Origin of the sequence: Citrobacter amalonaticus (assembly GCF_002918555.1) — a bacterium.
GTDB lineage: Bacteria > Pseudomonadota > Gammaproteobacteria > Enterobacterales > Enterobacteriaceae > Citrobacter_C > Citrobacter_C amalonaticus_A.
Genome location: NZ_PQMB01000008.1, coordinates 39,158 through 56,197 on the forward strand (window position 1 = coordinate 39,158; position 17,040 = coordinate 56,197).

A 17,040-nucleotide genomic window follows, 5' to 3' on the forward strand; every position below is an offset into this window, starting at 1 on the left:
TTTACCCCTTGTTTGCAGCCCGGAAGCCATTTTCCAGGTCGGCAATTAAATCTTCGCCATCTTCAATACCAGTGGAGATACGCAACAGCGTTTCGGAGATCCCGGCGGCGGCACGCGCTTCTGGCGCCATGCCGGCATGGGTCATCGTTGCGGCGTGAGAGATTAAACTTTCCACTCCCCCTAATGATTCCGCCAGCGTAAACAACGACAGACCGCCAAGAAAACGACGCAGCGTCTGCTCATCGCCATCCAGTTCAAAACTCAACATCGCGCCAAAGCCTTTCTGCTGGCGTGCGGCAATTTCATGCCCCTGATTCTCCGGCAGCGACGGGTGATACAGTTTCTTCACCAGCGGCTGGGTTTGCAGGAAATCGACAATCGCCTGAGCATTACGCTGCGCCACTTCCATACGCGGCGACAATGTACGTAACCCGCGCAGCAACAGATAGCTATCAAATGCACTGCCGGTAACGCCAATATTGTTCGCCCACCATGCCAGCTCAGTCACGGTTTCCGGATCTTTTGCAATCACCACACCGGCCACCACATCGGAGTGACCGTTCAGGTATTTCGTGCATGAATGCAACACCAGATCGGCGCCCAATGCCAGCGGATTTTGCAGTGCCGGGCTTAAAAAAGTATTGTCCACAACGCTCACCGCCCCGGCATCTCTGGCCAACTGGCAGATTTTCGCAATATCCACCACCCGTAACAGCGGATTACTCGGGCTTTCCACCAGCACCAGCTTCGGTTTTTCCGCCAGCGCAGCCTGCAACGCGTTTTCATCGCCCTGATCGACAAACCGCACGCGATAGCAGCCATGCTTTGCCAGACTATCGAACAGACGATAGCTGCCGCCATAGCAATCATGCGGTGCAACCAGCAGATCGCCAGGCTTCAGGAACACCGTCGTCACCAGGTGAATCGCCGACATGCCGGTATTGGTCAATACCGCACCGCCGCCGCCTTCCAGCTCCGCCAGCGCACGCTGAACCACATCACGCGTGGGATTACCACGACGTGAATAATCATGGGCGCGAGGCTCATTAAAACCGGTAAAGTTATAGGTGCTGGAGAGATGAATCGGTGGGACGACGCAACCGTATTGCTCGTCGTCATTTAACCCGCTACGCACTGCGATGGTGGCCTGTTTACGCGTCATGTGAAGATATTCCTGACTGAGTCGGTGAAAAGTCAGGCACCAGAGTAATCATTGTCACAATAGACGTCAACACATCTGGACATCTAAACTTCTTTGCGTATAGATTGAGCAAACTGGAAATAGCCGTTAAAATTATCTGCATTAGCGCACATCTACAGGTGCTTAATCCGTGTCACGGTATCACCTGTACGGTAAACTATGCGGGATTACGGCCAGACGCGATGATTCTGGCCTTTAACTAATGACTAGAGGATTAAGGTATCTCATGGCTGAATGGAGCGGCGAATATATCAGCCCATACGCTGAGCACGGTAAGAAGAGTGAGCAAGTAAAGAAAATTACGGTTTCCATTCCTCTGAAGGTGTTAAAAATCCTCACCGATGAACGCACCCGTCGTCAGGTGAACAACCTGCGTCACGCCACCAACAGCGAACTGCTGTGCGAAGCGTTTCTGCACGCTTTTACCGGACAACCGTTGCCGAACGATGAGGATCTGCGCAAAGAGCGCAGTGATGAAATTCCGGAAGCGGCAAAAGAGATCATGCGTGAACTGGGCATCGACCCGGAGACGTGGGAATATTGATGCAGAAAAGAGCGGCGCAGGTTTCATGGTCGCTCTTTTTAACCGTGTAACAAGAACGTTTCATCATAATTCACTGCCTGCTGTGCTGATTACCACTCCTGTTTTTGCCTGGGAGCCACAAATCAGCAACATCATCTTCCAGATTTCTCGCTCATCCCAAAGTAAAGCCATTCCGTTGGCAACCCATTCTGACTACAGCCTTACCGGCACGGTTGTCATGCGCTATTTGCCTGTTTCAATACGGGTCTGCAAACACAAAAAAAGCGCCTTTCGGCGCTTTTTTCTGGCAGCGGAAACTTACTTGCTGCCCGGGATGCTGAAACGCTTGTTGAAGCGGTCAACACGGCCACCGGTAGCAACATCACGCTGTTTGCCAGTGTAGAACGGGTGGCATTTACCGCACACGTCGAGGTTCAGATCGTGACCTACGGTGGAACGGATTTTCATGACATTACCGCAAGAACAGGTAGCAGTAATTTCGTCGTATTTCGGGTGAATATCTTTTTTCATGGGGGAACCTCAGTTTAAGGCCGCGTCGCTCTTCCAGCCCTAACGCCAGACACCACGCGATGTTAATATTCCCCGTCGCCTTCCACACTGCTGATGCGTTAGCAGCGCGAAATCCACGGGTAATGGTCAATTTGACGCAATCAATTTGCATCAAAGGCGGCGAATCATACAGAAATTAGCCCGCTCATGCAAACTGATTCGCTCCTCTTCCCGCAACTAATGTGTATACTAACCCGCCAGATTTCAAGTCAGGATGATGTCATGCCCGTCGCGCACGTTGCCTTACCCGTACCGCTTCCTCGTACCTTTGATTACCTCTTGCCGGAAGGCATGGACGTCAAGGCCGGGTATCGCGTACGCGTGCCGTTTGGTAAGCAGCAGGAGCGGGTTGGGATTGTGGTGTCGGTCAGCGATAAAAGCGAGCTACCGATCGATGATCTTAAAGCCGTCATCGAAGTCCTGGACAGCGAACCGGTTTTTTCTACCTCCGTCTGGCGCCTGCTGCTCTGGGCAGTAGATTACTATCATCATCCGATTGGCGACGTGCTGTTTCATGCCCTGCCGATACTGCTGCGCCAGGGGAAACCCGCCAGCAATACACCAATGTGGTACTGGTTTGCCACCGAAGAAGGTCGGGCTGTCGATCTCAACAGTCTGAAGCGTTCCGCAAAACAGCAGCAGGCGCTGGCGGCATTGCGTCAGGGGAAGATCTGGCGCAATCAGGTGGCCGACCTCGAATTTAATGATGCGGCATTACAGGCGCTGCGTAAGAAAGGGTTGTGCGACCTGGCAAGCGAAACGCCAGGCTTTAGCGACTGGCGCACTCATTACGCCGTCTGCGGCGATCGGCTCCGTCTGAATACCGAACAAGCCACCGCCGTCGGCGCAATTCACAGCGCGTCGGACAGTTTTTCCGCATGGCTGCTGGCGGGCGTAACGGGTTCCGGTAAAACCGAAGTCTATTTAAGCGTACTGGAGAACGTTCTCGCCCAGGGTAAACAGGCGCTGGTGATGGTGCCGGAGATTGGCCTGACGCCACAAACCATCGCCCGCTTCCGCGAACGCTTCAACGCACCGGTAGAGGTGTTGCACTCCGGCCTGAATGACAGCGAGCGTCTCTCCGCCTGGTTAAAAGCGAAAAATGGCGAAGCGGCGATCGTCATCGGTACCCGCTCATCGCTGTTTACGCCGTTTAAAAACCTCGGCGTTATCGTAATTGATGAAGAGCATGACAGCTCCTATAAACAGCAGGAGGGCTGGCGCTATCACGCTCGCGACCTGGCGGTTTATCGGGCCCACAGCGAGCAAATCCCGATTATCCTCGGTTCGGCGACGCCTGCGCTGGAAACGCTGTGCAACGTGCGGCAGAAAAAATACCGGATGCTGCGTTTGACCCGACGCGCAGGCAACGCACGTCCCGCCATCCAGCATGTGCTGGATTTAAAAGGTCAGCATATACAGGCCGGACTGGCTCCGGCGTTAATCACCCGTATGCGGCAGCATTTGCAGGCGGATAATCAGGTGATTCTTTTTCTCAACCGCCGCGGCTTTGCTCCGGCGCTGCTGTGTCACGACTGTGGCTGGATTGCGGAGTGCCCGCGCTGCGATCACTACTACACGCTGCATCAGGCGCAACATCATTTGCGCTGTCACCACTGCGACAGCCAGCGTCCGGTGCCACGCCAGTGTCCTTCCTGCGGCTCGACGCATATGGTGCCGGTAGGGTTAGGCACTGAGCAGCTCGAACAGGCATTGGTTCCCTTCTTCCCTGGCGTGCCGATTTCGCGTATTGACCGCGACACCACCAGCCGTAAAGGTGCGCTGGAACAGCATCTCGCAGAAGTTCATCGCGGCGGGGCGCGGATCCTAATCGGCACACAAATGCTGGCAAAGGGCCATCACTTTCCGGATGTTACCCTGGTCGCGCTACTGGATGTTGACGGGGCGCTATTCTCTGCAGACTTCCGCTCGGCGGAACGTTTTGCCCAGCTCTATACCCAGGTTTCCGGACGCGCAGGGCGTGCTGGCAAACAGGGTGAAGTGGTATTGCAAACCCACCATCCGGAACATCCGCTTCTGCAAACCTTGCTGTACAAAGGCTATGACACCTTCGCCGAGCAGGCGCTGGCCGAGCGGCAAACAATGCAGCTTCCCCCGTGGACCAGTCATGTGATCGTGCGCGCGGAGGATCACAACAACCAGCTGGCGCCCGTGTTTCTGCAACAGTTGCGCAATCTGATCCAGGCAAGCCCGTTGGCGGATGACAAACTCTGGGTCTTAGGTCCGGTTCCTGCTCTTGCCGCAAAACGCGGCGGGCGCTACCGCTGGCAAATTTTATTACAGCATCCGTCGCGCATTCGCCTGCAGCATATCGTCAGCGGTACCCTGGCGTTGATCAACACGTTACCTGACGCACGTAAAGTCAAATGGGTGCTGGATGTCGATCCTATTGAGGGATAAACCTCTCACGATGCGAAGCGGATCGAAAAATTCAATATCCATCACACTTTTCATGAAAATTCTGTAACCGCTTCTATTCACTATCTGATAAAAATGTTTCCGATGTGAGTTAAACAAGGATAGTTCTGCGCCGGATCCCAGGGCGAGGAGAGAGAGTGAAACCGAAGAAGCAGGTTACTGCCGCTACAATGAAAGATGTTGCCCTGAAGGCGAAAGTCTCAACGGCAACGGTATCCCGTGCATTAATGAACCCCGATAAAGTCTCGCAGACCACACGCAACCGGGTAGAGCAGGCGGCGATGGAGGTCGGGTATTTGCCTCAGTCAATGGGACGAAACGTTAAGCGCAACGAGTCCCTTACAATCCTGGTGATTGTTCCGGATATCTGCGATCCATTCTTTAGTGAAATTATCCGCGGCATTGAAGTCACTGCGGCGGAGCATGGTTATCTGGTGCTGATAGGCGATTGCGCTCATCAGAACCAGCAGGAAAAAACATTCCTCAACCTGATCATCACCAAACAAATTGATGGCATGGTACTGCTGAGTTCGCGTTTGCCATTTGACGCCAGCGTGGAAGAACAACGCAATCTGCCGCCGATGGTGATGTCCAACGAGTTTGCCCCGGAACTTGAGCTGCCGACCGTGCATATTGATAATCTCACGGCCGCATTTAATGCGATGAATTACCTGCTCGATCTCGGCCATAAGCGCATCGGTTGTATTGCGGGTCCCGAAGATATGCCGCTTTGCCACTATCGGCTACAAGGATATGTCCAGGCGCTGCGCCGCAGCGGTATTACGGTTGACCCGCACTATATCGCCCGGGGGGACTTCACTTACGAAGCCGGTGGCAACGCGTTGCAACAGTTGCTCGAGCAGCCTCAGCCCCCTACCGCCATTTTCTGCCATAGCGATGTCATGGCGCTTGGTGCGCTTTCTTATGCCAAACGTCAGGGTCTGAAGGTGCCTGATGATTTGTCCATCGTTGGCTTCGACAATATTGCATTAGCGGAATTTTGCGATCCGCCGCTGACAACCATTGCGCAACCGCGCTTCGAAATTGGTCGCGAATCTATGTTGTTATTGCTCGATCAGATGCACGGACAAAACGTCAACAGCGGCTCGCGTTTAATGGATTGCGAGCTTATCATTCGGGGTTCAACACGCGCATTGACCTAAAGTAAACTGCTTTAGGTCTCCCGATCTGGTCAAAGGCCCGCCGCTTAAGTAACATGGCGGGCTGACGAACGAATAAATACAGCGAAACGATAGTGGCACAACGAGATTATGTACGTCGCGGCCAACCGGCACCTTCGCGGCGCAAAAAGAGCACCTCACGGAAAAAGCAACGCAACATGCCTGCGGTATCACCCGCCATGGTCGCCATTGCCGCCGCCGTCCTTGTGGCCTTTATCGGTGGTCTGTACTTCATTACGCATCACAAGAAGGAAGAGTCCGAAACGCTACAGGGCCAGAAAGTCACTGGAAACGGACTCCCGCCAAAACCGGAAGAGCGCTGGCGCTATATTAAAGAGCTGGAGAGTCGCCAGCCGGGCGTGCGTGCGCCAACGGAACCCTCTGCTGGCGGTGAGGTGATGAATCCGGATCAGCTGACCAACGAACAACGTCAGCTGCTTGCACAAATGCAGGCAGACATGCGCCAGCAGCCTACGCAACTTAACGAAGTGCCGTGGAACGAGCAGACGGCTGAGCAGCGTCAGCAAACGCTGCAACGCCAGGCGCAACAGCGCCAGGTTCAGCAACAGCAGCAGCAGCAGCAGTGGAACACTGCTCCACCACCACAGCAGCAGACGCGAACTGCACAAACGGCACCGGTACAGCAACAGCCGCGCCAGACGCAGCAGCCGAAGCCGACCGCTCAGCAGCCTTATCAGGATCTGCTACAGACGCCTGCGCACACCACCGCCTCCCAGCCCAAAACGCAGCAGGCCGCGCCGATTACCCGCACGCCAGAAGCGCCAAAACAGACGGCAGAGAAGAAAGATGAACGCCGCTGGATGGTGCAGTGCGGCTCCTTTAAAGGTGCCGAGCAGGCGGAAACCGTGCGTGCGCAATTGGCTTTCGAAGGTTTTGACTCCAAAATCACCACCAACAATGGCTGGAATCGCGTGGTCATCGGCCCGCTGAAAGGCAAGGAAAATGCCGACAGCACGCTCAACCGTCTGAAGATGGCGGGTCACACAAACTGTATTCGGCTCGCCTCCGGGGGTTGAAACCCCTAAAATCCTCCCCATCTATAGACAAAATCATTCAAGATGCATCAAAGCGGCAAGCGAGTGAATCCCCAGGAGCAAAGATAACGCTGTGACTGGGGTGCACGAGCGCAGCTAACACAGAGGCCGTTTGAAGGATGATGTGTAACTTGCATTATGCCCCGAACAACCGTGCGGGGATTGTATTCTGCATTTGTAACCAAGGGGTCTGCTCGTGACAACAATAGTAAGCGTACGCCGTAACGGTCATGTGGTCATCGCCGGTGATGGTCAGGCCACACTGGGTAATACCGTCATGAAGGGCAACGTGAAAAAAGTTCGCCGTCTGTACAACGACAAAGTGATCGCTGGCTTTGCGGGCGGTACTGCGGACGCCTTCACGCTGTTCGAACTGTTTGAACGTAAACTGGAAATGCACCAGGGTCATCTGGTCAAAGCCGCCGTTGAGCTGGCGAAAGACTGGCGTACCGATCGCATGTTGCGCAAACTCGAAGCGCTGCTGGCAGTCGCGGATGAAACCGCCTCACTGATCATCACCGGGAACGGTGACGTCGTACAGCCAGAAAACGACCTGATCGCTATCGGCTCCGGCGGGCCGTACGCCCAGGCCGCCGCTCGCGCATTGCTGGAAAACACCGAGCTTGGCGCGCGCGAAATTGCTGAAAAAGCGTTGGATATCGCAGGTGACATCTGCATCTATACCAACCATTTCCATACCATTGAAGAATTACCGTCTAAGGCGTAAGGATCTCCCATGTCTGAAATGACCCCACGCGAAATAGTCAGCGAACTGAACAAACACATCATCGGTCAGGACGCGGCTAAACGCTCCGTCGCAATCGCCTTACGTAACCGCTGGCGCCGTATGCAACTTGATGAAGAGCTTCGTCACGAAGTTACGCCGAAAAACATTCTGATGATCGGCCCCACCGGTGTCGGTAAAACCGAGATCGCCCGTCGTCTGGCGAAGCTGGCCAACGCGCCGTTTATCAAAGTTGAAGCAACCAAATTCACCGAAGTGGGCTATGTCGGTAAAGAAGTGGATTCTATCATCCGCGATCTGACCGATTCGGCGATCAAAATGATACGCGTCCAGTCCATCGAGAAAAATCGCTACCGTGCGGAAGAGATGGCTGAAGAGCGCATCCTCGACGTGCTGATCCCTCCGGCGAAAAACAACTGGGGCCAGACTGAACAGCAGTCTGAACCTTCTGCTGCGCGTCAGGCATTCCGCAAAAAACTGCGTGAAGGACAGCTGGACGATAAAGAGATTGAGATTGATCTCGCAGCCGCACCGATGGGCGTTGAAATCATGGCGCCTCCGGGAATGGAAGAGATGACCAGCCAGCTGCAGTCCATGTTCCAGAACCTGGGCGGTCAGAAACAGAAGCCGCGTAAGCTGAAAATCAAAGATGCGATGAAGCTGCTGGTTGAAGAAGAAGCGGCAAAACTGGTAAACCCGGAAGAGCTGAAACAGGACGCTATCGACGCGGTTGAGCAGCACGGGATTGTGTTTATCGATGAGATCGACAAAATCTGTAAGCGCGGTGAATCTTCCGGCCCGGATGTTTCCCGCGAAGGGGTACAGCGTGACCTGCTGCCGCTGGTTGAAGGCTGCACCGTTTCAACCAAGCACGGCATGGTGAAAACCGATCACATCCTGTTTATCGCTTCTGGCGCATTCCAGGTGGCAAAACCGTCTGATCTGATCCCGGAACTTCAGGGTCGTCTGCCGATTCGCGTGGAGCTGCAGGCGCTGACCACCAGTGACTTCGAGCGCATCCTGACTGAGCCGAACGCGTCGGTCACCGTACAATACAAAGCGTTGATGGCGACTGAAGGCGTGAATATCGAGTTCACCGAATCGGGCATTAAGCGTATTGCTGAAGCGGCGTGGCAGGTTAACGAGACAACCGAAAACATCGGCGCCCGTCGTTTGCACACCGTACTGGAACGTCTGATGGAAGATATTTCCTACGACGCGAGCGATTTGAATGGTCAAAGCATAACAATTGATGCTGATTATGTGAGCAAACATCTGGATGCGTTGGTCGCAGATGAAGATCTGAGCCGTTTTATCCTATAATCGCGTTCAATGCATTTTCATCATTGTTGATGGGGCTGAAAAGCCCCATTTTTATTGGCGCTAAATATGACTGAACAACAACAAATTAGCCGCTCACAGGCCTGGCTGGAAAGTTTACGACCCAAGACCCTACCGCTCGCCTTCGCGGCGATCATCGTCGGTACGGCTCTGGCATGGTGGCAGGGATATTTTGATCCCCTCGTCGCCCTGCTGGCATTAATTACCGCAGGACTGCTGCAGATCCTGTCAAACCTCGCCAACGATTATGGCGATGCCGTCAAAGGCAGCGATAAACCTGACCGTATCGGGCCGCTGCGCGGGATGCAGAAAGGGGTCATCACTCAATCGGAGATGAAGCGAGCGCTGATTATCACCGTGGTGCTCATCTGTCTGTCCGGTCTGGCGCTGGTTGCCGTTGCGTGTCATACGCTGGCGGACTTTGTTGGTTTCCTGGTGCTTGGGGGCCTGTCAATCATCGCCGCCATCACCTACACCGTCGGTAATCGCCCTTACGGTTACATCGGCCTGGGCGATATCTCCGTGCTGGTATTCTTCGGCTGGCTCAGCGTGATGGGCAGCTGGTATCTGCAGGCGCATACGCTGATTCCGGCGCTGATCCTCCCGGCAACCGCCTGCGGCTTGCTGGCCACCGCCGTGCTCAACATTAATAACCTGCGCGATATCAACAGCGACCGGGAAAACGGCAAAAACACATTGGTGGTGCGCTTAGGCGCGGTGAACGCGCGTCGTTATCATGCCTGCCTGTTGATGGGCACGCTGGTCTGCCTGGCTCTGTTTAATCTTATCTCGCTGCAAAGTTTGTGGGGCTGGCTGTTCATTCTGGCCGCACCGTTATTGATTAAACAGGCGCGCTATGTGATGCGCGAAATGGATCCGACGGCGATGCGCCCGATGCTGGAACGTACCGTAAAAGCAGCGTTACTGACTAACCTTCTGTTTGTTTTCGGGATTTTCTTAAGTCAGTCGGCTGTTTAACTGACAAATATCAATTAACAACTGATGATTTTGCCAACAGTACACTTAGCGCGATATACTAAAAATTCTCGCAGCAACTGAACGTTAAGCCTATGAAATATGATACTTCCGAGCTTTGTGACATCTATCAAGAAGATGTCAACGTCGTGGAACCGCTGTTCTCTAACTTTGGAGGACGGTCGTCATTTGGCGGACAAATCATCACGGTGAAATGTTTCGAGGACAACGGGTTGCTGTACGATCTGCTCGAACAAAATGGCCGTGGCCGTATTCTGCTGGTTGATGGCGGCGGTTCTGTCCGTCGTGCGCTGGTTGACGCCGAACTGGCGCGTCTGGCGGTACAGAATGAATGGGAAGGGCTGGTCATCTACGGCGCGGTGCGCCAGGTGGATGATTTAGAAGAGCTGGATATCGGCATTCAGGCGATTGCCGCGATTCCGGTGGGTGCCGCAGGTGAAGGGATTGGGGAAAGCGATGTCCGCGTTAATTTCGGCGGCGTGACGTTCTTCTCCGGCGACCATTTGTACGCCGACAATACCGGCATCATCCTCTCCGAAGACCCGCTTGATATCGAGTGATTAAATCGAGCGATCAAAAAGGCACCGTAAGGTGCCTTTTTTATGGGTTTCGCATTACCGATCCCCAGGAAATTTGCGCTCTGAATCCTCTAAATATTTCGCGTTAGGGTAAGGCGGCAAGCAAATGAATCCCCAGGAGCGTAGTAAACTACGTGACTGGGGGGAATATGCGCAGCCAACGCCACCATAACGTGAAAGATGACGAGGATTAGACTTCTTCCATACGACCAAGCAGCGCCTGCAGACGATCCTGCCAGCCGTTCTGCTGTTCTTTGAGCGTGTGGTTTTCGCGCTCCAGCTCTTCACGCTGATGCTGCGCAGACTGCACTTCCTGCGACAGGTTGTTGTTCTTCTCTTTCAGCTCTTCAATTTCCATCTGCAACAGAGTGATGGTATCAATCGCCTGCTGTACTTTTGCTTCCAGTTTCTCAAACACTTCTAAAGACATGATCATACTCTCCTGAATTGCAAGGCGACGCTTCACGCAAACGCGCACAATATCGCATACTTTATAGTGCCCGATTGTATGAAGCCGCGCCGTCCCTGTCCAGCAGCATCCCGCGCAGATTGTGGTTTGCAATACTTTTCATCTTTGTCCTGGTGACATAACTCACACAAATCGAAAGTGTTAATAAATTGGTTAATAAAATGATTCAGCTCACACTTTTTTTGTATAACAAAACGCGCCACATGGCGCGATAACGCTCATTTTGTTGACGGACTACACACATTTTAATTTCGATATTTCTCGTTTTTGCTCGTTAACGATAAATTAACAGTATGCCTACAGGCATCGCGGACGTCACTGACCTCCTTGCATACAATAAACATTAAACTCTTAGGATCCGATTATGAGTCAAACCTCAACCTTAAAAGGGCAGTGCATTGCTGAATTTCTCGGTACCGGGTTGTTGATTTTCTTCGGTGTGGGTTGCGTCGCTGCACTCAAAGTTGCTGGTGCTACTTTTGGTCAGTGGGAAATTAGTATTATCTGGGGCCTGGGGGTGGCGATGGCTATCTACCTGACCGCAGGTGTTTCCGGTGCTCACCTTAATCCCGCAGTGACCATTGCATTGTGGCTCTTTGCTTGCTTCGACAAGCGTAAAGTTGTTCCTTTTATTATTTCTCAATTTGCCGGTGCGTTTTGCGCAGCGGCGTTAGTTTACGGGCTTTATTACAATCTTTTCGCAGACTTTGAGCAGACACATCACATCGTTCGTGGCAGTGTCGAAAGTGTTGATCTGGCTGGCACTTTCTCAACGTATCCAAATCCACATATCAATTTTGTGCAGGCCTTCGCGGTTGAAATGGTAATTACCGCTATCCTGATGGGGCTTATTCTGGCGCTGACTGACGACGGTAACGGCGTTCCGCGTGGCCCACTGGCTCCGCTGCTCATCGGCTTGCTGATTGCCGTTATCGGTGCGTCTATGGGTCCGCTGACCGGATTTGCAATGAACCCGGCACGTGACATCGGCCCGAAAGCTTTCGCCTGGCTCGCAGGTTGGGGCAATGTGGCCTTTACCGGTGGCAAAGACATTCCTTACTTCCTGGTGCCGCTGTTCGGCCCCATCGTTGGTGCAATTTTGGGCGCATTCGCCTATCGCAAACTGATCGGCCACCATTTGCCGTGCGATACTTGCGTAGTGGAAGAGCAGGACGCCACTACCACTTCACAACAAAAAGCTTCGCTGTAATGTGACTACGGGACAATCAATTATGACTGAGAAAAAATATATCGTTGCGCTCGACCAGGGCACCACCAGCTCCCGCGCGGTCGTGATGGACCACGATGCGAATATCGTTAGCGTTTCCCAACGCGAATTTGAACAGATCTACCCGAAAGCAGGCTGGGTAGAACACGACCCAATGGAGATCTGGGCGACACAAAGTTCAACGCTGGTTGAAGTGCTGGCGAAAGCGGACATCAATTCCGACCAAATTGCAGCAATTGGGATCACCAACCAGCGTGAAACCACTATCGTCTGGGAACGTGAAACCGGTAGACCTATCTACAACGCGATTGTCTGGCAGTGCCGCCGTACTGCTGACATCTGCGAACGCCTGAAGCGCGACGGCATGGAAGAGTATGTCCGCAATAACACCGGTCTGGTGATCGACCCGTACTTCTCAGGTACCAAAGTGAAGTGGATCCTCGACCACGTAGAAGGCTCCCGCGAGCGCGCCCGTCGCGGTGAACTGCTGTTTGGTACCGTTGATACCTGGCTTATCTGGAAAATGACGCAGGGGCGCGTACACGTCACGGATTACACCAACGCCTCACGCACCATGCTGTTCAACATCCACACCCTGGACTGGGACGAGAAGATGCTGGACGCGCTCGATATTCCGCGCGCGATGCTGCCGGAAGTACGTCGTTCTTCTGAAGTGTATGGCCAGACAAACATTGGCGGTAAAGGCGGTACGCGTATCCCTATCGCCGGTATCGCCGGTGACCAGCAGGCTGCACTGTTCGGCCAGCTGTGCGTGAAGGAAGGGATGGCGAAAAACACCTACGGCACCGGCTGCTTTATGCTGATGAACACCGGTGAGAAAGCGGTCAAGTCAGAAAACGGACTTTTGACGACGATTGCCTGCGGCCCGACCGGAGAAGTGAATTACGCGCTGGAAGGGGCGGTGTTTATGGCAGGGGCGTCCATCCAGTGGCTGCGTGATGAAATGAAGCTCATCAGCGACGCGTTTGATTCCGAATATTTTGCCACAAAGGTGAAAGACACCAACGGTGTGTACGTTGTTCCGGCCTTTACCGGCCTGGGTGCGCCATACTGGGATCCGTATGCCCGCGGCGCTATCTTTGGTCTGACCCGTGGCGTGAACTCCAACCACATTATCCGTGCAACGCTGGAGTCCATTGCTTACCAGACCCGCGACGTACTCGAAGCAATGCAGGCCGACTCCGGTATTCGTCTGCACGCCCTGCGCGTGGACGGCGGTGCGGTCGCCAACAACTTCCTGATGCAGTTCCAGTCTGACATTCTTGGCGCGCGCGTTGAGCGCCCGGAAGTACGCGAAGTCACGGCGCTGGGTGCGGCATATCTGGCAGGTCTGGCCGTTGGCTACTGGCAGAATCTGGACGAACTGCAGGAAAAAGCGGTCATTGAGCGCGAATTCCGCCCAGGCATTGAAACCACCGAGCGTAACTACCGTTACAGCGGCTGGAAAAAAGCGGTCAAACGCGCCCTGGCGTGGGAAGATCACGAAGAGTAATGCTGACGTGCCGGATGGCGGCTTCGCCTTGTCCGGCCTGCGGCTACTGTCACACGTGTGCGGGGACAACCCCGCACACACATCAATAATCTTGCCCCCTCCCCTGTGCTACACTTCGCGCCATTCCTTTCTGCTACGAGTTTGCTATGAGACGAGAACTTGCCATCGAATTTTCCCGCGTAACCGAAGCGGCGGCGCTGGCTGGCTACAAATGGTTGGGACGCGGCGATAAAAACACCGCTGACGGCGCGGCGGTGAACGCTATGCGCATTATGCTTAATCAGGTCAATATTGACGGTACCATCGTGATCGGTGAAGGCGAGATCGACGAAGCACCGATGCTGTACATCGGTGAGAAAGTTGGCACCGGTCGCGGCGACGCGGTGGATATCGCGGTTGATCCCATCGAAGGTACACGCATGACGGCGATGGGTCAGGCCAACGCGCTGGCGGTGCTGGCCGTCGGCGATAAAGGCTGCTTTCTGAACGCGCCGGACATGTATATGGAAAAGCTGATTGTCGGTCCTGCCGCTAAAGGTTCTGTCGATCTCAATCTCCCGCTGGCTGACAACTTACGTAACATCGCTACGGCGCTCGGTAAGCCGCTGGACGAACTGACCGTCACTATTCTGGCAAAACCACGTCATGATGACGTTATCGCAGAAATGGCGAAACTGGGCGTGCGCGTTTTCGCTATTCCGGATGGCGACGTGGCGGCGTCTATTCTGACCTGTATGCCGGACAGTGAAGTGGATGTGCTGTACGGGATTGGCGGAGCGCCGGAAGGCGTCGTCTCCGCTGCGGTTATTCGCGCACTGGATGGCGACATGCAGGGACGTCTGCTGGCGCGCCATGATGTGAAAGGTGACAGCGAAGAGAATCGTCGCATTGGCGAACAAGAACTGGCACGCTGTAAAGCAATGGGCATTGAAGCGGGTAAAGCGCTGCGTCTGGACGAAATGGCGCGTAGCGATAACGTCATCTTCTCCGCCACCGGCATTACCAAAGGGGATCTGCTGGACGGGATTAGCCGGAAAGGCAACATTGCAACCACCGAAACGCTGTTGATTCGTGGAAAATCACGCACCATCCGTCGTATTCAGTCGATTCACTACCTCGATCGCAAAGACCCGGACGTGCAGACGCACATTCTTTAATTGATTTGATCAAGAGAGCTTTCCAGTCCTTCAGGGCTGGAAATCTTTCCGCCAACAAACGAAGATAAGGAAATCAGACAAGAACAGGAGAAAACCATGGCAGATTGGGTAACAGGCAAAGTCACGAAGGTACAGAACTGGACCGATGCCTTGTTTAGTCTGACCGTTCACGCTCCCGTTCTCCCCTTCACTGCGGGTCAGTTCACCAAGCTCGGCCTTGAGCTCGAAGGTGAGCGCGTCCAGCGCGCCTACTCTTATGTGAATGCCCCTGACAATCCCGATCTGGAGTTTTACCTGGTTACCGTTCCCGACGGCAAGCTGAGTCCGCGTCTGGCGGCGCTAAAGCCCGGCGACGAGGTTCAGGTAGTCAGCGAAGCTGCTGGTTTCTTTGTGCTGGATGAAGTTCCTGACTGCGACACACTGTGGATGCTGGCTACGGGGACAGCCATCGGCCCGTATCTGTCAATTCTTCAGCTCGGCAAAGATTTAGATCGCTTCAAAAACCTGGTGCTGGTTCACGCTGCCCGCTATGCCGCGGATTTGAGCTATCTGCCGCTGATGCTGGAACTCGAAAAACGCTACGAAGGCAAACTGCGAATTCAGACGGTGGTCAGCCGTGAAACGTCCGCCGGTTCACTGACCGGTCGCGTACCGGCGCTGATTGAGAGTGGCGAACTGGAAAAAGCGGTTGGGCTGCCGATGGATAAAGAGACCAGCCATGTCATGCTGTGCGGGAACCCGCAGATGGTACGCGACACCCAGCAACTGCTGAAAGAGACCCGGCAGATGACCAAACATTTGCGTCGTCGACCGGGTCATATGACGGCAGAACATTACTGGTGATGATTTTGCCTGGCGTATCTTTTGCCGGATGGCAGTTTCGCCATCCGGCATGATATTCACGCCTTATACTTCACATCCTGCGTTTCTTTACCGAACTTATTTTCACTCTGGGTGCCGATAAATGCGCCCAAATCGATAAGCATCATGACCAGGATCAGCGTTGGCAGAAAGCGTCCTACAGCCCACTGCCACATTCCCGGCAGAATCGCCCAGTTTCCGGCTAACAGCATCCACGCCACAATCATCAGCAACGCCCACAGCCCGGAGCGGCCCCGGTCATGCAGACGTTTTACCGTCACCGCGGCGGTCGGCCAGAGAAGACATACCAGGCAAAATGCCGCCGTCTGAATATCCAGCAACTGTTGGCTTGCCAGCGAGAACAGAACCAGCATACCGACAATCCACAAAACGATCCAAATCCAGAAATCACGGCGTCCGATACGCCCTTTAAATGAGAATAACCACTGCTGTATGGTCATGTAAGTTCCCTTAATATTACCTTCACGAACAGTTTACCCTTTTGACAAGCCCGACAGTTATCGTTTTAATCGTGAGCAGTCATAACGAAAGGTGAGATTGATGAAGTCAGGATGTATCCTTTTTTTACTCTTATTTTCTGCGATGACCGTGAGCACAACGGTTAAGGCGGAAAAGCCGTCTGCGGCATCAACAGCGCCTTATCTGCTGGCCGGAGCGCCAACGTTTGACTTCTCAATCAGCCAGTTCCGCGAAGATTTTAACGCCGAAAACCCTAATCTCCCGCTCAATGAGTTTCGCGCCATCGGCAGCAGTCGTGACAAAGCGAACCTGACCCGCGCCGCCAGTAAAATTAATGAAAATCTGTATGCGTCAACGGCGCTGGAGCGCGGCACGTTGAAGATTAAAAGCATGCAAATTACCTGGCTGCCGATTCAGGGACCGGAGCAAAAAGCGGCAAAGGCCAGGGCGCTGGAGTATATGGCCGCCGTCATTCGTACCGTCGCGCCGTTATTGACGAAAGAGCAGAGCCAGAAAAAACTGCAAAAACTGCTTATTACGGGCAAAGGTAAGCATTATTACGCCGAAACGGAAGGCGCAATTCGCTATGTTGTTGCAGATAACGGCGAAAAAGGGCTGACCTTCGCTGTTGAACCGATTAAGCTGACACTATCCGAAAACCTGAAAGGGCTGAATTAAGTGATAAAAGCACAACCTTTCCGGG

The 17,040-nt window shown here is 53.8% G+C and carries 17 protein-coding genes and 1 pseudogene; 14 read left to right on the forward strand and 4 right to left on the reverse strand.

The window, feature by feature from the left end; translation table 11 throughout:
* Nucleotide 1: 1 nt before the first annotated feature.
* Entirely contained in the window at nucleotides 2-1,162 is a 1,161-nt protein-coding gene (gene metB / locus C3432_RS24890) for a cystathionine gamma-synthase (protein ID WP_103779948.1), read from the reverse strand.
* Nucleotides 1,163-1,427: 265 nt separating this feature from the next.
* On the opposite strand from metB, the gene metJ reads away from it, so the two are divergent.
* Nucleotides 1,428-1,745 carry a met regulon transcriptional regulator MetJ gene (gene metJ / locus C3432_RS24895; RefSeq protein WP_012907792.1) on the forward strand — a complete coding sequence of 106 codons (318 nt, stop codon included), beginning with the start codon at nucleotides 1,428-1,430 and terminating at the stop codon, nucleotides 1,743-1,745.
* A 73-nt stretch (nucleotides 1,746-1,818) separates the two neighbouring features.
* Nucleotides 1,819-1,968: pseudogene (locus tag C3432_RS28165) on the forward strand (YiiX family permuted papain-like enzyme); the annotation flags it as partial.
* Between the two features lie 74 nt (nucleotides 1,969-2,042).
* On the opposite strand, the gene rpmE reads toward C3432_RS28165, so the two are convergent.
* Nucleotides 2,043-2,255, reverse strand: a complete 213-nt coding sequence (gene rpmE / locus C3432_RS24905; RefSeq protein ID WP_103779952.1) for a 50S ribosomal protein L31 — start codon at nucleotides 2,253-2,255, stop codon at nucleotides 2,043-2,045.
* Nucleotides 2,256-2,516: 261 nt separating this feature from the next.
* On the opposite strand from rpmE, the gene priA reads away from it, so the two are divergent.
* The 7 genes from priA (at nucleotide 2,517) to rraA (ending at nucleotide 10,611) form a co-directional block, all read left to right on the forward strand.
* A complete protein-coding gene (priA, locus tag C3432_RS24910; RefSeq protein ID WP_103779954.1) occupies nucleotides 2,517-4,715 on the forward strand; it encodes a primosomal protein N' in 2,199 nt (732 codons plus the stop codon).
* 155 nt (nucleotides 4,716-4,870) lie between these two features.
* A complete protein-coding gene (gene cytR, locus C3432_RS24915) occupies nucleotides 4,871-5,896 on the forward strand; it encodes a DNA-binding transcriptional regulator CytR (protein WP_103779956.1) in 1,026 nt (341 codons plus the stop codon).
* Between the two features lie 92 nt (nucleotides 5,897-5,988).
* On the forward strand, nucleotides 5,989-6,951 hold the full coding sequence (ftsN, locus tag C3432_RS24925) for a cell division protein FtsN (RefSeq protein ID WP_103779958.1): 963 nt from the start codon (nucleotides 5,989-5,991) through the stop codon (nucleotides 6,949-6,951).
* 214 nt (nucleotides 6,952-7,165) lie between these two features.
* Nucleotides 7,166-7,696 (forward strand): ATP-dependent protease subunit HslV, encoded by a 531-nt coding sequence (gene hslV / locus C3432_RS24930; protein WP_103779960.1) that lies wholly within the window; start codon nucleotides 7,166-7,168, stop codon nucleotides 7,694-7,696.
* A 9-nt stretch (nucleotides 7,697-7,705) separates the two neighbouring features.
* A complete protein-coding gene (gene hslU / locus C3432_RS24935; protein WP_103779962.1) occupies nucleotides 7,706-9,037 on the forward strand; it encodes an HslU--HslV peptidase ATPase subunit in 1,332 nt (443 codons plus the stop codon).
* Between the two features lie 66 nt (nucleotides 9,038-9,103).
* Nucleotides 9,104-10,033, forward strand: coding sequence for a 1,4-dihydroxy-2-naphthoate polyprenyltransferase (gene menA / locus C3432_RS24940; protein WP_103779964.1), 930 nt, complete (start codon nucleotides 9,104-9,106; stop codon nucleotides 10,031-10,033).
* Between the two features lie 92 nt (nucleotides 10,034-10,125).
* On the forward strand, nucleotides 10,126-10,611 hold the full coding sequence (rraA, locus tag C3432_RS24945; protein ID WP_103779966.1) for a ribonuclease E activity regulator RraA: 486 nt from the start codon (nucleotides 10,126-10,128) through the stop codon (nucleotides 10,609-10,611).
* A gap of 208 nt (nucleotides 10,612-10,819) precedes the next feature.
* Here rraA and zapB read toward each other — a convergent pair whose 3' ends face one another.
* Nucleotides 10,820-11,065 (reverse strand): septal ring assembly protein ZapB, encoded by a 246-nt coding sequence (gene zapB / locus C3432_RS24950; RefSeq protein ID WP_103779968.1) that lies wholly within the window; start codon nucleotides 11,063-11,065, stop codon nucleotides 10,820-10,822.
* A gap of 397 nt (nucleotides 11,066-11,462) precedes the next feature.
* On the opposite strand from zapB, the gene C3432_RS24955 reads away from it, so the two are divergent.
* The 4 genes from C3432_RS24955 to fpr all read left to right on the forward strand — a co-directional run bounded on the left by C3432_RS24955 (nucleotide 11,463) and on the right by fpr (nucleotide 15,839).
* Nucleotides 11,463-12,308 (forward strand): MIP/aquaporin family protein, encoded by an 846-nt coding sequence (locus tag C3432_RS24955; protein ID WP_103779970.1) that lies wholly within the window; start codon nucleotides 11,463-11,465, stop codon nucleotides 12,306-12,308.
* 22 nt (nucleotides 12,309-12,330) lie between these two features.
* Nucleotides 12,331-13,839 (forward strand): glycerol kinase GlpK, encoded by a 1,509-nt coding sequence (gene glpK, locus C3432_RS24960; RefSeq protein ID WP_103779972.1) that lies wholly within the window; start codon nucleotides 12,331-12,333, stop codon nucleotides 13,837-13,839.
* 146 nt (nucleotides 13,840-13,985) lie between these two features.
* Nucleotides 13,986-14,996 (forward strand): class II fructose-bisphosphatase, encoded by a 1,011-nt coding sequence (gene glpX, locus C3432_RS24965; protein WP_103779974.1) that lies wholly within the window; start codon nucleotides 13,986-13,988, stop codon nucleotides 14,994-14,996.
* 96 nt (nucleotides 14,997-15,092) lie between these two features.
* Nucleotides 15,093-15,839: a ferredoxin--NADP(+) reductase gene (gene fpr / locus C3432_RS24970; RefSeq protein WP_103779976.1), complete on the forward strand. Its 747-nt coding sequence runs from the start codon at nucleotides 15,093-15,095 to the stop codon at nucleotides 15,837-15,839.
* Between the two features lie 56 nt (nucleotides 15,840-15,895).
* Here fpr and C3432_RS24975 read toward each other — a convergent pair whose 3' ends face one another.
* On the reverse strand, nucleotides 15,896-16,318 hold the full coding sequence (locus C3432_RS24975) for a DUF805 domain-containing protein (RefSeq protein WP_103779978.1): 423 nt from the start codon (nucleotides 16,316-16,318) through the stop codon (nucleotides 15,896-15,898).
* A gap of 100 nt (nucleotides 16,319-16,418) precedes the next feature.
* Between C3432_RS24975 and C3432_RS24980 the strand changes: the two genes are divergently transcribed.
* Nucleotides 16,419-17,015 carry a YiiQ family protein gene (locus tag C3432_RS24980; protein ID WP_103779980.1) on the forward strand — a complete coding sequence of 199 codons (597 nt, stop codon included), beginning with the start codon at nucleotides 16,419-16,421 and terminating at the stop codon, nucleotides 17,013-17,015.
* The last annotated feature ends 25 nt before the right edge of the window (nucleotides 17,016-17,040 follow it).

Coding starts and splice junctions, on each gene's coding strand:
- rpmE (WP_103779952.1), bottom strand. CDS start 2,255: ATGAAAAAAGATATTCACCCGAAATACGACGAAATTACTGCTACCTGT.
- glpX (WP_103779974.1), top strand. CDS start 13,986: ATGAGACGAGAACTTGCCATCGAATTTTCCCGCGTAACCGAAGCGGCG.
- C3432_RS24980 (WP_103779980.1), top strand. CDS start 16,419: ATGAAGTCAGGATGTATCCTTTTTTTACTCTTATTTTCTGCGATGACC.
- glpK (WP_103779972.1), top strand. CDS start 12,331: ATGACTGAGAAAAAATATATCGTTGCGCTCGACCAGGGCACCACCAGC.
- menA (WP_103779964.1), top strand. CDS start 9,104: ATGACTGAACAACAACAAATTAGCCGCTCACAGGCCTGGCTGGAAAGT.
- rraA (WP_103779966.1), top strand. CDS start 10,126: ATGAAATATGATACTTCCGAGCTTTGTGACATCTATCAAGAAGATGTC.
- metB (WP_103779948.1), bottom strand. CDS start 1,162: ATGACGCGTAAACAGGCCACCATCGCAGTGCGTAGCGGGTTAAATGAC.
- C3432_RS24955 (WP_103779970.1), top strand. CDS start 11,463: ATGAGTCAAACCTCAACCTTAAAAGGGCAGTGCATTGCTGAATTTCTC.
- hslU (WP_103779962.1), top strand. CDS start 7,706: ATGTCTGAAATGACCCCACGCGAAATAGTCAGCGAACTGAACAAACAC.
- metJ (WP_012907792.1), top strand. CDS start 1,428: ATGGCTGAATGGAGCGGCGAATATATCAGCCCATACGCTGAGCACGGT.
- fpr (WP_103779976.1), top strand. CDS start 15,093: ATGGCAGATTGGGTAACAGGCAAAGTCACGAAGGTACAGAACTGGACC.
- C3432_RS24975 (WP_103779978.1), bottom strand. CDS start 16,318: ATGACCATACAGCAGTGGTTATTCTCATTTAAAGGGCGTATCGGACGC.
- zapB (WP_103779968.1), bottom strand. CDS start 11,065: ATGATCATGTCTTTAGAAGTGTTTGAGAAACTGGAAGCAAAAGTACAG.
- priA (WP_103779954.1), top strand. CDS start 2,517: ATGCCCGTCGCGCACGTTGCCTTACCCGTACCGCTTCCTCGTACCTTT.